Raw genomic sequence first — 13,135 nt, 5'->3', positions numbered from 1 at the left:
CAATGACGGACACCACCGCTCCCTCCGCCGCCGCCGCGCGTCGCGCCACGCAGCTATGGACCACCACGGGCATCGGCCTGCTGCTCTACATCGTCCTCCACGTCCTCGCCACAGTTCTCAAAGGCGTTCCTGCCGGGTTCGCAGGCGTCGAAGACTCCGCGATGTGGGTATGGACCATCGCCCTCGGCATCGCCTTCCTGCCCACGCTCCTCTCTGCTCTCGGTGAGTCCCGGGTGATCGGCTGGATCGTGTTCGCCCTCGGTATCCTCACCGTGCTACTGGGCATGCTTCTCGGCTACCAGTACGGCGTGAGGTCCGGCGCTGGGTACCTCGCTCTCGCCATCGCCGTGTTCGTCCTGGTCCCCGCGGTGTTCGCGCTGGTCAACACATTCCGCTGGGCCCTCGCGAAGTGACTCGCGGAGGACCGGCGGCACGACTGTCTGAGAGCGGACCAGGACGGCGTCGGCCTGGTCGCAGGCGGAGGCCGAACGACGGTCGCCGAGACGCAGATGCCTTTTCTGCCTGACTGCCGATGCTCGTCTGGTTCTCGGTTCCCGTTCGGTTCGTCGGCGGCGCAGACGAGCAGGACGCAGCCGCACCCGCGGAGTGACTTCTCCCACGAGACCCGCTCCCTGCCGGCGCAGCGGGTCCCCGTTCACCCCGCCGGTGTCGGCGTCGGGGTGTCCGTCGCGGAGGACGACTCCGCGTCGAGGGTCGACGTGATGAACGACACGAACGCATCGGCGTCGTCCGGTGCTCCCGTGTACTGCTGACCGTTGACGATCACCGTCGGAGTCGACTCCAGCTTGTCGAGCGAGGAGTTCGCGAGCGGCTGCGTGGTCGCCCGCTGCGTCGCTGCTGCGACCCACGGCCTGAACTCGCCGCTCGTGATGCACGCGAGCACGTCGTCGTCGGTCACGCCCGCGTCGGTCACGAGCGTCCGGAGCGCGTCGTCGTCGAGACCCGTGGTCTCCTCTGCGGGCTGTTTCGCGAACAGTGCCTTGTGCACCGCGAGGAACCGGTCGGGGTCCTCGTCGGCGACGCAGGCCGCGACGTTGGCTGCTCTGCTCGAGTACTGCGAGCCTGCCGAAGACGAATCGAGGATCGCGATCGGATGGATCTCGAGAGTGATCGCCCCCTGCGTCAGCCAGGACTCCAGATTCGCCATGTTCGTCGACTCGAACTGCCCGCAGTAGGGGCAGAGGTAGTCGACGTAGAGGTCGACGGTCACCACGCCGCCGGCACGCACCGTCGCCTCGTCGGTGGGGACCGGGTGTGCGTCGGGTTCGATCGGCGCCGTGGTGACCGCGGTGACGGCCGAGTCGGAGCCGGAGAGCACGATGCCGTCGCTGAGCATGTTCGCGGGGCCGATGCTCGCGACGGCCTGCTGCGACCACACGTTCCACGCCACGAGAGCGACGACCGCGAGCACGCCGACGGCCGCTCCGCTCTGGCCGAGGATCCTGTTGCGCCGCCGACGCCTCCGCTCGGCCTCGCGCCGCTCCCTCGCCTCCTCGCGGGCGAGCTCCTGCCGCTCGCGCTTGGTCAGCCCGCTCTTCGCTCCGTGTCCAGACATCGGACCGAGGCTAGGCAGCCGGTCTCTGCGGGGGATAGGAGCGAGCGGCACACCGGCTGGGATCGGATGCGCGTCCGCTCAGGTGGATCAGGCGAAGAGGCCTGAGCCGACGTAGTCGCTCTCGTCCCGAGCGCCGGGAGGCACCGCGAAGATCGCGGATCCCACGTGCTTGATGTACTCGTTGAGCGCGTCGTTCGCGAGCTTCTGCTGCACCGTGACGAACTGCTGCGGCGATCGCTGGAACGAGAGAAAGAACAGCCCCGCGTTCAGGCGTCCGAGCTCGTCGTTGCCGTCGACGAAGTTGTAGCCGCGGCGCAGGAGCCGCACCCCGTTGTTCACGCTCGGGTGCGCGAGGCGCACGTGCGACTCCTGATCGATCAGCGGGGCACCGGTGGCACCGGCCGCCGCGAAGTCGGGCTCGGTGGACTCCGTTCCGCCCGAGAGCGGCGCGCCGGACCCCTTGCTGCGTCCGATGACCCGCTCCTGCTCACCCAGCTGGCTGCGATCCCACGTCTCGATGATCATCCGGATCTTCCGCGCGACCAGGTAGCTGCCGCCGACCATCCACGCGGGGCCGTCGGAGGACGGGACCCAGACGTGCTCCTGGACGGCGTCGGCCTCCTCGGACTTCACGTTCGCTGTGCCGTCCTTGAAGCCGAAGAGGTTCCGCGGAGTCGCCTGGGCGGTGGACGTGGAGGAGGTGCGGCCGAACCCGAGCTGCGACCAGCGGAGCGAGGCGCGGCCGAACGCGATCCGGCTCAGGTTGCGGATGGCGTGCACGGCGACCTGCGGGTCGTCGGCGCAGGCCTGGATGCAGAGGTCCCCGCCGCCGGTCGAGGGGACGAGCGCGTCGCCGCGGAAGCGGGGCAGGGACTGCAGCTCGGGGGGGCGGCGGTCGGCGAGGCCGAAGCGGTCGGCGCCGGACTCGTCCGTGAAGAGGGTGGGCCCGAAGCCGACCGTGACGGTGAGGGACGCGGGGTCGAGCCCGAGCGCCTCCCCGGTGTCCTCCGGGGGAGCCGTGTCCGGTCCGTCCACCGCGCCGGTCTCGCCGACCTCCAGGCCCTGGGTCATCCGCGAGGCGGCGAGCGTCCAGTCCTTCAGGAGCTCGATGAGGTCCTCGCGCGTAGCGCCCGCGGCGAGGTCGAACGCGGCGAAGTGCAGCCGGTCCTGCGCGGCGGTGGTGATCCCCGCCTGGTTCGCGCCGAAGAACGGTACGGTGCGCGTGGTGGAGGAGGCCGTCGCGCTCGCGGACGAGGTGACGGCCACGGTGCCGCCCACTCCGGCGGCCAGTCCGGCGGTCCCCGCCGAGACGAGGCCGAGCAGCCCGCGCCGCGAGAGGCGGCGGGGCTCGTCGGCCGACTGCCCGGTGTCCGCCGGCAGGGCTCCCTCGTGCTGCGCGGCGTCCACTACGCGGCCGGCTCCTCGACGCCGAGGACCGTGTGGGTCAGCTGCGAGAGCGGCTCGGAGAGGGCGTTGACCGCGTCCGAGAGCTCCTTCTTCTGCTCGGCGGTGAGGGTGGAGTACGCGGCGAAGCCGGAGTCGATCGAGCCGTACTGGGCCAGCAGGGCGTCGAGCGCCGAGAAGCGCTGCGTGATCCGCCCGGTGAGGTCGGCACCCTCGTCGCCGCTGGCGGTCGCGATCGGCTCGACGTTGCCGAACGCCACCTCCGCGCCCTGGACGTTGGCGGCGAAGTCGGTGAGGTCGGTGCTCGACCACCAGTCCTCCTCGCCCGTGATCTTGCCGGCCGCGACCTCGTCGAGCAGGCCGATGGCGCCGTTGGAGATGTCGCCCACCGAGACGGTGAAGCCGGGTGCGTTCACGAGGTCGGCGAGGCTCTGTACGTCGTCGACGAGGCCCTGGCCGAACTGCGCGCGCTGCTCGGGGGTGGAGGGCGCCCAGTCGAGCAGGGCGCTCGTGCCGTCGGAGTTGAGCGCCCCGTCCGCGGGGGCCCACAGGTCCTTCTCGATGCGGTGGAAGCCGGTCCAGTCAAGGCCCTCGGCGACCGCGTCGACCTCGCGGTAGTCGATGCGCGGGTCGAGGTCGCCGAACGCCTCCGCGGTCGGCTCGATGCGCTCGTAGAAGACGCGGGTCGACGCGAAGAGGGAGCGCGCCGACTCGTCGTCGCCGGCCTCGTAGGCCTGCGCGAACTCGGCGACCGCGGGCAGCAGCTCGCCCACCTGCGACTTCACGTACGCCACGTAGTTGGTGACCGCCGCCTCCGTCGCCGCCTTCTCGTCCGCCGACTGCGCGGTCGCCTCACCGGTAACGACGAACTCGCTCAGCCCGACCGGGGCGCCGACCTGCTGGAACTTGCAGGCGGTGTAGTAGGTGCCCGGCTCGAGCTGAGCGACGTAGGAGACGCTCTGGCCCGGGGTCACGTTCTCCTTCTCGCCCACGATCCGCAGCTTGTCCTCGGCCAGGATCTCGAACTCGTTGACGTCCGAGCCGCCGTTGGTCAGCGAGAAGGTCACCGCTCCCGCCTCGGCGGTCGCGGTCGACACGTCGCAGGCGTCGTCGCTGATCGCGACGTCGAGCGCGGCGGAGGAGGAGGACGCGGGGGTGTTCGGGACGCAGCCCGTGAGGATCAGCGCCAGGGCGCCGGCTCCGGCGAGGCCGAGGGTGACGCGGGGGAGGGTGGGGCGAGCGCGCGAGGACATGCTTCTCCTGGATCGGGGGCGAGTGCGCCGGCGGTGCCGGAGCGGGTCAGACGGAGGTGGGAGCGGGAGCGGCGACCGGGGCCGCGCTGCCCCGTCTCGGGCCGCGCAGGCGGACCTGGCGGACGAACAGGGCGCCGACGACGACGAGGTAGAGCAGCCAGGCGGCGAACTGCAGAGCGGTCGGCTCGGGCGTGTAGTTGAAGAGGCCGCCGATCACGGCGGTCACGGGCGGCGGGAGGATCGGGCCGAGCGAGAACAGCGGGGTTCCCCAGCCGGGCAGGAGCGACGCCTCCTGCAGGTCGCCGACGCCGTAGGAGAGGACGCCGGCCGCGACGAGGATGAGGAAGCCGCCCGTCCAGGTGAAGAAGCGGCCGAGGTCGATCCGGACGAAGCCCCGGAAGATCAGGTACGCGATGACCACCGAGCTGAGGATGCCCAGCAGTGCGCCGATCGTGCCGACCCAGGCGCTGGATCCCGACCCCGCACTGCTCGAGGACACGCTCGCCCAGACGAAGAGCGCCGTCTCGATGCCCTCGCGGCCGACGCTGATGAAGCCGAGGACCACGATGCCCAGAGCCGACCCTGCGACGGCGCCGTCGAGCCGGGACTCGAGGTCGCCCTTGAGGCTGCGGGCGTTCGCGCCCATCCAGAAGATCATCCACGTGACCAGGCCGACGGCGAGGATCGAGAGGCCGCCGCCGATGAGCTCCTGGGCCTGGAACGACAGGGTCGAGGGGCCCCAGGTGAGGATCGCACCGGTCACGAGCGAGATCGCGATCGCCGCGGCGATGCCGGTCCACAGCCGCGGCAGCACGTCGCGCCGGCCGAGCTTGGTCAGGTAGGCCACGAGGATGCCGACGACGAGGCCGGCTTCGAGGCCTTCGCGGAGGCCGATGAGGTAGTTTGCGAGCACGCGTGTTCTCTTGGTCGATGGTGGACGAGGAGGGGGCGACTCCCGCCCCGAGTCGATCCGGTCGGCGAGGCCCCGTTGTTCGGTAAGCCTTGCCTAACCCGGGTCGACTGTAGTCCGCTGCCCGGTCGCTGTCCAGAAGCGCCCGCAGCGGAGGCCGCGCAGGACGAGAGGCGGAGAGTGGACGCGGGCCGGGACGCAGCAGCGGAGCGGGTGGTGGCGGTGCACGCCCACCCCGACGACGAGACGATCACCATGGGCGGGACCCTGGCGCGACTGGTGGCGCAGGGCGCCTCCGTCACCGTCGTCACCGCCACGCGGGGCGAGTGCGGCGAGGTCATCCCCGAGGACCTCGCTCCGCTCGAGGGCTCGGCAGAGCTGGCCGCGCACCGGACGACCGAGCTCGTCGTCGCCCTGACGGCCCTCGGCGTCGCCGACCACCGCTTCCTCGGCGAGGCGGGCGCCCGCGCACCCGGGCTCGGTCCGCGCGTCTACCGGGACTCCGGCATGCAGTGGGGTCCCGGCCGCGTCCCGGTGCCGCTCGAGCCGGTGCACCCCGCCTCCTTCACCGCCGCGTCCGAGGACGAGGAGGTGGCCGACCTCGTCGCCGTCCTCCGGCAGGTCGACGCGGGCGTCGTGCTGTCCTACGACGCGGGCGGCGGCTACGGCCATCCGGACCACGTCCGCACCGCACGGGTGGCCGAGCGCGCCGCCGAGCTGCTGGGCCTGCGCTTCCTCGCCGTCCTCCCCGACGCGGCCCCGCCCCTCCCCGGCGACGTCGTCATCGAGCTGTCCGCTGAGGACCACGCCCGCAAGCGCGCCGCCCTCGAGGCGCATGCGACGCAGCTGGTCGTCGAGGGCGACGAGGCCCGCCTCTCGAGCGGTCCGCCGTTCCCCATCGGCCGGATCGAGCGCTTCCGCCCCGTCGCGCAGGCGGGCCTTCCGGTGCCGCTGCCGGAGGAGCGTCCGACGCCGGGGTCGCGCGTACTGTCGGGCGTCGCCGGAGTCCTGGTCGGCGCAGTGGTCGGAGCGATCACGACGGTCGCCCACCAGAGCACCGTGCCGGTCGGCGGAGTCGTCCTCCCGGTCGGCCTCGCCGCCTCCCTCGCCGGCGTGCTGCTGCTCCTGCTCGGCCTGCGGCTCGTCCTGATCGACCGGTTCGTCGCGTTCTGCACCGCGATGGGCCTGCTCGGGATGATCGGGCTGCTCGCCCTGCGCAGCACCGGCGGATCCGTCCTCGTCCCGGCGAACGGCCTCGGCGTGGCCTGGACCTTCCTTCCCGCCCTCATCGCCCTGGTCGTGATCGCCTGGCCGCGGCTGCGGGCGGCCGCTCCCGCCGCTGCCCCGCGGCCCGCGGACGCCGACGCCCCGTCGGCCCCCGTACGATAGAGACACTGTTCGAAGGAGCCTGGAGCACCGTGACCTACGTGATCGCACTTCCGTGCGTCGATGTCAAAGACCGCGCCTGCATCGACGAGTGCCCGGTCGACTGCATCTACGAAGGCGAGCGCTCGCTCTACATCCACCCGGACGAGTGCGTCGACTGCGGTGCCTGCGAGCCGGTCTGCCCCGTCGAGGCGATCTACTACGAGGACGACCTCCCCGAGGAGTGGTCCGACTACTACAAGGCCAACGTCGAGTTCTTCGACGAGATCGGCTCCCCGGGCGGAGCCGCCAAGGTCGGCGTGATCGCGAAGGACCACCCGGTCATCGCGGCGCTGCCTCCGCAGAGCCACTGAGGCCGCTCCCGTGGCCCTCGGCGCGCTGCCCGACTACCCCTGGGATCTGATGGCGCCCTTCGCCCGCACGGCGGCGGAGCACCCCGGCGGGATCGTCGACCTGTCGATCGGCTCGCCGGTGGACCCGACGCCCGCTCCCATCCGTGACGCGCTCGCCCGCGCGACGGACTCGCACGCCTACCCCACGACCGTCGGCACCCCCGCCCTGCGCGAGGCGATCGCCGCCTGGTACGCGCGGCGCCGCGGAGTCGAGGGCCTCGGGGTCGACGAGGTCCTGCCCACGATCGGCTCCAAGGAGCTCGTCGCCTGGCTGCCGTTCCTCCTCGGACTCGGGGAGGGGGACGTGGTCGTGCATCCGCGGGCCGCCTACCCGACGTACGCGATGGGCGCGGCGATCGCCGGGGCCGTGGCGCTCGCCTCCGATGACCCCGCCGAGTGGCCCGTGACGACCCGCCTGGTCTGGCTCAACTCGCCCGGCAACCCCGACGGGGCCGTGCTCGACGTTCCCGCCCTGCGGCGCGCCGTCGCCCGTGCCCGCGAGCTGGGCGCCGTGATCGCGGGGGACGAGTGCTACGCCGAGCTCGGCTGGGAAGGGCGCTGGGCCGACGAGCCGATCCCGAGCATCCTCGACCCGCGGGTGGTGGGGGAGGATCGCACCGGGGTCCTCGGCGTCTACTCGCTGAGCAAGCAGTCGAACCTCGCCGGCTACCGCGCCGCCTTCGTCGCCGGGGACGCGACCCTGATCGCGCGTCTGGTGACCGTCCGCAAGCACGCGGGCATGATCGTGCCCGGGCCGCTGCAGGAGGCGATGATCGTCGCTCTCGCCGACGACGAGCACGTCGCCGCGCAGAAGAAGCGCTACCGCTCCCGCCGCGACCTCCTCCGGCCCGCCCTCGAGTCCGCGGGCTTCCGGATCGACCGCAGCGAGGCCGGCCTCTACCTGTGGGCGACCGAGGGGCGCCCTGCCTGGGAGTCCATCGACCGGCTCGCCCGCCTCGGCGTGCTCGCGGGGCCCGGCGTGTTCTACGGGGAGGGCTTCCCCGAGCACGTGCGCCTCTCGCTGACGGCCTCCGACGAGCGGATCGACGCCGCCGTCGAGCGCCTGTCCGGCGGCCTCTGAGGCGCTCGACCCACCCGATCCTGGTGGGTTCCGACAAGGCCCCGGGCCCAGCGCTGGGCGATGTCACAGTGCCCCCGCTTTGCCCATAGGCTGTATGTGGTTCGGTCGACGGCGCCTCGCGAGGCCCCGGCTGCACCACGATCCAGACCCGGCGCCGCCCGCTCCGCGCGAGCGCTTCCGGGGTGCGACCGCGACGACCTGGGAGGCGTTGTGACCGAATCCGGCACGCAGAGCGACGGAACCGCGACGGTGGGCTCCACGGAGTCCGCGACCGGGAGCGCCACGACGCCGCCTCCCGCGCCGGCGGAGCAGGAGCTCCCCGAGAAGGTCACGCTCACATTCGGCGACCGCACCGCGGACTTCCCGGTCCTGCGCAGCGTCGACGGCTCCTCGAGCATCGACTTCTCGACCCTGTCCAAGCAGACCGGCTTCATGTCGCTCGACTACGGCTTCGTGAACACGGCGGCCACCAAGTCGCAGATCACCTACATCGACGGCGACCAGGGGATCCTCCGCTACCGCGGCTACCCGATCGAGGAGGTGGCCACCAACGCGACCTACCTCGAGGTGGCCTGGCTCCTCATCTACGGCGAGCTGCCGACCGCCGACGAGCTCGCGGGCTTCGACGAGCGGATCCGCCGCCACACGCTCCTCCACGAGGACCTCAAGCGCTTCTTCGACGCGCTCCCGCACAGCGCGCACCCCATGTCGGTGCTCTCGGCCGGAGTGTCGGCCCTGTCGACGTACTACGAGGACAGCTCCAACCCCAAGGACCCGGAGGCGGTGGAGCTCACCACCATCCGCCTCCTGGCGAAGCTGCCCGTGATGGCGGCGTACGCCCACAAGAAGGCGATCGGCCAGGCGTTCCTCTACCCGGACAACTCGCTGAGCTTCGTCGACAACTTCCTCCGCCTCAACTTCGGCACGATGGCCGAGCAGTACCAGGTCGACCCGGTGCTCTCGAAGGCGCTCGACCGCCTCCTGATCCTCCACGAGGACCACGAGCAGAACGCGTCGACGTCGACCGTCCGCCTCGTCGGCTCCACCGAGGCGAACCTCTACGCCTCCGTGTCGGCCGGCATCAACGCCCTGTTCGGCCCGCTGCACGGAGGAGCGAACGAGGCGGTGCTCACCATGCTCGGCCGGATCCGCGAGTCGGGCGAGAGCGTGTCGACCTTCGTCGAGCGGGTGAAGAACAAGGAGGAGGGCGTGCGCCTGATGGGCTTCGGCCACCGGGTGTACAAGAACTACGACCCGCGCGCGAAGCTGGTCAAGGAGAGCGCCTCCGAGGTCCTGCAGGCTCTCGGCGTGAAGGACCCGCTGCTCGACATCGCGATGGAGCTCGAGGCCCTCGCGCTCGAGGACGACTACTTCAAGGAGCGGCGCCTCTACCCGAACGTCGACTTCTACACGGGCGTCATCTACAAGGCGATGGGCTTCCCGACCCGGATGTTCACCGTGCTCTTCGCGATCGGCCGCCTGCCCGGCTGGATCGCGCACTGGCGCGAGATGAACACCGACAAGCAGACCAAGATCGGCCGCCCGCAGCAGCTCTACATGGGCTCGCCCGAGCGCCACTGGCCGACCGACCGCTGACCGGTCCCCGAGAGCCCGTCCCCGTCGGGGGCGGGCTCTCGGCGCGCCCGCCTCCACGCTCCGGTCGGGAGGCGGCGTGACTCGGTCAGCACGGGTCGCCCCGGGGCGCCGCGTGCAGGGTCGGCGGCGCCGGCCGCCCGCCCGCGGGTCAGGCGTGCAGGGCGGCGTTCAGCTCGATGCCGGCGCCGGTGCGGGGGAGGACCTCGACGGCACCGGTGAGGGAGTTGCGGCGGAAGAGCAGGTTCGGCACGCCCGAGAGCTGCACGGCCTTCACGGTCTGCGGGCCGCCGTCCGCGCGCGGCGCTCCGCCGACCACGACGACCTTGGTGCCGGCGGTCACGTAGAGGCCGGCTTCGACGACGGTGTCGTCGCCGAGGGAGATGCCGATGCCCGAGTTCGCACCCAGCAGAGCCCGCGCGCCGATCGACACGCGCTGCACTCCTCCGCCGGAGAGGGTGCCCATGATCGAGGCGCCGCCGCCGATGTCCGAGCCGTCGCCGACCACGACGCCCTGGGAGATGCGCCCCTCGACCATCGAGCTGCCGAGGGTCCCGGCGTTGAAGTTGACGAAGCCCTCGTGCATCACCGTCGTGCCGGGTGCGAGGTGCGCGCCGAGGCGGACGCGGGAGGTGTCCGCGATGCGCACCTTCGCCGGGGTGACGTAGTCGGTCAGCCGCGGGAACTTGTCGATCCCGGTGGCCTGGATGCCGTGGCGCCGGAGCGAGGGGCGCAGACGGGTGAACGACTCCGGCGACACCGGGCCGGCGTTCGTCCAGACCACGTTCGGGAGGTGCGCGAAGACGCCGTCCAGGTTCACCTCGTTCGGGCGGACCAGGAGGTGCGAGAGCAGGTGCAGCCGCAGGTAGGCGTCGGACGTGGAGGCGGGCGGCGCCTGCACGTCGATCTGCAGCGTGACCACGTCGATCCGGACCTCGCGGCGCGGATCCTCGCCGGCCTGCTCCTCGAACTCCGCCGGGACGATCCAGGGGTCGCGGCCCGCCGGGATGGTGCCGAGGCGCGGCTCCGGGAACCAGGTGTCGAGGACGGTGCCGTCGGCGGCCACGGTGGCGAGCCCGTATCCCCAGGCGGAGGCGGGCGCGGAGGAGTCTGCGGAGTGCTCGAGGGTCATGCCGATCAGGGTAGCGCGGAGCGTGCGGCCGCTACCCTGGGGCGCATGGCCGATGCGACCACCGCCCCTCCGCTCGATCTGCGCACCGATCCGGTCGCCCTGACGCGGATCCTCTGCGACATCCCGTCCGTCTCGGGCGACGAGCTCGAGATCGCGGACGCGGTGCAGTGGGCGCTCGAGCAGTACGACCACCTCGAGGTCATCCGCGACGGCCACACCGTCGTGGCGCGGACGAACCTCGGTCTCGCCCAGCGCGTCGTGATCGCCGGGCACCTCGACACGGTGCCGGTCAACGGCAATCTGCCCGTCGTCACCGAGACGATCGACAGGGTCGAGCACCTGGTCGGCCGCGGGACCGTCGACATGAAGGCGGGTGTGGCGGTGCAGCTCGTCCTCGCCGCCGAGCTCTCCGACCCGGCCGTCGACATCACCTGGATGTGGTACGACAACGAGGAGGTCGCAGCGGACCTCAACGGACTGGGGCGTCTCTCCCGGCACCGCCCCGACCTCTTCTCGGCCGACTTCGCCGTGCTCGGCGAGCCGACGAGCGGAGCTGTGGAGGGCGGCTGCAACGGGACGCTCCGGGTCGACGTGGTCGCCCGCGGCGTCCGCGCCCACTCCGCCCGCAGCTGGGTCGGCGAGAACGCGATCCACGCCGCCGCGCCGATCCTCGACCGCCTCGCCGCCTACGTTCCGCGCGAGGTCGAGGTCGAGGGCCTCGTGTACCGCGAGGGCGTCAACGCCGTGCGCGTCACCGGCGGGGTCGCGGGCAACGTGATCCCCGACCTCTGCACGGTGCAGGTGAACTACCGCTTCGCCCCCGACCGGTCCGGGGAGGAGGCGCTCGCCCATCTCGAGGAGCTCTTCGAGGGGTTCGAGATGACGGTGGACGATCTGGCCGAGGGGGCCCGCCCGGGTCTGGACGCACCTCTGGCGCAGGCCTTCCTCGCGGCCGTCGGGGCCGAGGCGAAGCCCAAGTACGGCTGGACCGACGTGGCGCGGTTCTCCGCCCTGGGCATCCCCGCCGTCAACTACGGACCGGGCGACCCGCTCCGGGCCCACGCCGACGACGAGCGCGTGGCGGTGCACGAGATCACCGAGTGCGCCGAGGGCCTCCGCCGCTGGCTGACCGCGTCCTCGTGAGCGCGATCGCCACGGCCGTCCCCGTCCGCCTCCGCCTGCGCCTGGTCCCGTGGTGGGCGCGGGTCCTCCTGGTGTACGTCGCGACCCGTGTGATCACGACCGTGATCCTGCTGCAGTTCGCTGCGCACCAGCTCGCGAACCCGTGGACCGGGCCCTCCCCGTCCTACTCGGCGTTCGCGTCGATGTGGGACGGCCGCTGGTACGAGATCATCGCGGCCACCGGGTACCCCGGCTTCCTGCCGATCACGCAGGACGGCCACGTGGGAGAGAACGCCTGGGCCTTCATGCCGCTCTACCCGGGCGTCGTGAAGGCGCTGATGGCGGTCACCGGCCTCACCTGGGCTCCGGCCGCCGTCACCGTCTCCGTCCTGTGCGGAGCCGGAGCCTGCCTCGTCCTGTACCGCCTCTTCCGGCACTCCCTCGGCGAGTCGCAGTCGCTGACGGCGGTGCTGCTGTTCTGCGTGGCGCCGACCTCGCCGCTGATGCAGCTCGCCTACGCGGAGTCGATGGCGATGCTCCTGACCGCGATCACGCTCCTCCTCCTGGTGCGGCGCCGCTGGCTCGCGGTCGTGCCCGTGGTGCTGCTGCTGAGTCTGACGCGGCCGAGCGGGCTCGCCTTCGCCGCCGCGCTCGGCCTCTACGTCGTCTACCGGTTCGTCCGGCGCCGCACGGAGCCGTTCCCACGGTCGGAGTGGTTGCCGGCCCTGGGGCTGACGGCGTGGGGGCTCGTGGTCGGCTTCCTCTGGCCCGCCGTGGCGTGGGCCGTCACCGGGTCGATGACCGCGTACACCGACACCGAGCTGGCCTGGCGCGCGGTCTACATCGGGTACCAGGAGCTGCTCCCGCTGACCCCGTGGTTCCAGGGCGGAGCCTGGTGGGGCTCGTGGTGGTTCGGGGCTCCGGCCGTCGGCGTCGTGCTGGTGGTGCTCCTGCTGGCGGCGCTCGTCGGGATCCTCGCCGCACCGTGGACCCGGAGGCTGGACCTCTTCAGCCGGGCCTGGGTCGCCGGGTACGGCGTCTACCTGCTCGCCTTCTTCTTCCCGCAGTCCAGCACCTTCCGTCTGCTGGGCCCGATGTTCCCGCTCGTCGGAGCGCTGGCGGTCCCGCGCTCGCCGGTCTTCCGCGTCGCGCTGGTCCTGCTCGGGATCGGCGGCCAGATCGCCTGGATCTCGCTGTGCTGGGCCGTCGCCGGATCGGACTGGACTCCGCCGTGATCGCTCCGCGCGTGCGGCCGACGCGGTGCTCCTCCGGGGACTTCCGACTCC

12 protein-coding genes are annotated in these 13,135 nt (G+C 72.1%); 7 read left to right on the top strand and 5 right to left on the bottom strand.

Annotation, left to right across the window (positions count from 1 at the left end):
- Window positions 1–2 precede the first annotated feature (2 nt).
- Window positions 3–413, top strand: coding sequence for a hypothetical protein (locus tag GSU45_RS10535; protein ID WP_159914809.1), 411 nt, complete (start codon window positions 3–5; stop codon window positions 411–413).
- Window positions 414–655: 242 nt separating this feature from the next.
- On the opposite strand, the gene GSU45_RS10530 is transcribed toward GSU45_RS10535, so the two are convergent.
- From GSU45_RS10530 to efeU, 4 genes are all read right to left on the bottom strand, one after another.
- Window positions 656–1,576, bottom strand: a complete 921-nt coding sequence (locus GSU45_RS10530; protein ID WP_159914807.1) for a thioredoxin domain-containing protein — start codon at window positions 1,574–1,576, stop codon at window positions 656–658.
- Window positions 1,577–1,663: 87 nt separating this feature from the next.
- Window positions 1,664–2,956, bottom strand: a complete 1,293-nt coding sequence (gene efeB, locus GSU45_RS10525) for an iron uptake transporter deferrochelatase/peroxidase subunit (RefSeq protein WP_159917055.1) — start codon at window positions 2,954–2,956, stop codon at window positions 1,664–1,666.
- 26 nt (window positions 2,957–2,982) lie between these two features.
- A complete protein-coding gene (efeO, locus tag GSU45_RS10520; RefSeq protein WP_159914805.1) occupies window positions 2,983–4,233 on the bottom strand; it encodes an iron uptake system protein EfeO in 1,251 nt (416 codons plus the stop codon).
- 46 nt (window positions 4,234–4,279) lie between these two features.
- The gene (efeU, locus tag GSU45_RS10515; RefSeq protein ID WP_159914803.1) at window positions 4,280–5,146 is read right to left on the bottom strand and encodes an iron uptake transporter permease EfeU; all 867 of its coding nucleotides are present in this window, start codon (window positions 5,144–5,146) and stop codon (window positions 4,280–4,282) included.
- Between the two features lie 177 nt (window positions 5,147–5,323).
- Between efeU and GSU45_RS10510 the strand changes: the two genes are divergently transcribed.
- From GSU45_RS10510 to GSU45_RS10495, 4 genes are all read left to right on the top strand, one after another.
- The gene (locus GSU45_RS10510) at window positions 5,324–6,532 is read left to right on the top strand and encodes a PIG-L family deacetylase (protein ID WP_159914801.1); all 1,209 of its coding nucleotides are present in this window, start codon (window positions 5,324–5,326) and stop codon (window positions 6,530–6,532) included.
- A gap of 29 nt (window positions 6,533–6,561) precedes the next feature.
- A complete protein-coding gene (gene fdxA / locus GSU45_RS10505; RefSeq protein ID WP_104222984.1) occupies window positions 6,562–6,882 on the top strand; it encodes a ferredoxin in 321 nt (106 codons plus the stop codon).
- Window positions 6,883–6,892: 10 nt separating this feature from the next.
- Window positions 6,893–8,002: a succinyldiaminopimelate transaminase gene (gene dapC / locus GSU45_RS10500; RefSeq protein ID WP_159914799.1), complete on the top strand. Its 1,110-nt coding sequence runs from the start codon at window positions 6,893–6,895 to the stop codon at window positions 8,000–8,002.
- Between the two features lie 210 nt (window positions 8,003–8,212).
- Window positions 8,213–9,598, top strand: a complete 1,386-nt coding sequence (locus GSU45_RS10495) for a citrate synthase (RefSeq protein WP_279631094.1) — start codon at window positions 8,213–8,215, stop codon at window positions 9,596–9,598.
- 148 nt (window positions 9,599–9,746) lie between these two features.
- Here GSU45_RS10495 and dapD read toward each other — a convergent pair whose 3' ends face one another.
- The gene (gene dapD, locus GSU45_RS10490; protein WP_159914797.1) at window positions 9,747–10,727 is read right to left on the bottom strand and encodes a 2,3,4,5-tetrahydropyridine-2,6-dicarboxylate N-succinyltransferase; all 981 of its coding nucleotides are present in this window, start codon (window positions 10,725–10,727) and stop codon (window positions 9,747–9,749) included.
- A gap of 45 nt (window positions 10,728–10,772) precedes the next feature.
- Between dapD and dapE the strand changes: the two genes are divergently transcribed.
- Window positions 10,773–11,870 (top strand): succinyl-diaminopimelate desuccinylase, encoded by a 1,098-nt coding sequence (dapE, locus tag GSU45_RS10485; RefSeq protein ID WP_159914795.1) that lies wholly within the window; start codon window positions 10,773–10,775, stop codon window positions 11,868–11,870.
- A complete protein-coding gene (locus GSU45_RS10480; protein ID WP_244248091.1) occupies window positions 11,867–13,084 on the top strand; it encodes a hypothetical protein in 1,218 nt (405 codons plus the stop codon). The genes dapE and GSU45_RS10480 overlap by 4 nt, the downstream gene beginning before the upstream one ends.
- The last annotated feature ends 51 nt before the right edge of the window (window positions 13,085–13,135 follow it).

The sequence above is a fragment of the Rathayibacter sp. VKM Ac-2801 genome, from assembly GCF_009834245.1.
Classification (GTDB): Bacteria; Actinomycetota; Actinomycetes; order Actinomycetales; family Microbacteriaceae; genus Rathayibacter.
The sequence above is the reverse complement of the archived record's forward strand: the minus strand, read 5'-3'. Positions and strand labels throughout refer to the sequence as shown.

What these genes read in the sequence shown, in the direction of transcription:
- GSU45_RS10535 (WP_159914809.1), top strand. Translation starts at nt 3, where the DNA reads ATGACGGACACCACCGCTCCCTCCGCCGCCGCCGCGCGTCGCGCCACG.
- GSU45_RS10530 (WP_159914807.1), bottom strand. Translation starts at nt 1,576, where the DNA reads ATGTCTGGACACGGAGCGAAGAGCGGGCTGACCAAGCGCGAGCGGCAG.
- efeO (WP_159914805.1), bottom strand. Translation starts at nt 4,233, where the DNA reads ATGTCCTCGCGCGCTCGCCCCACCCTCCCCCGCGTCACCCTCGGCCTC.
- dapD (WP_159914797.1), bottom strand. Translation starts at nt 10,727, where the DNA reads ATGACCCTCGAGCACTCCGCAGACTCCTCCGCGCCCGCCTCCGCCTGG.
- dapE (WP_159914795.1), top strand. Translation starts at nt 10,773, where the DNA reads ATGGCCGATGCGACCACCGCCCCTCCGCTCGATCTGCGCACCGATCCG.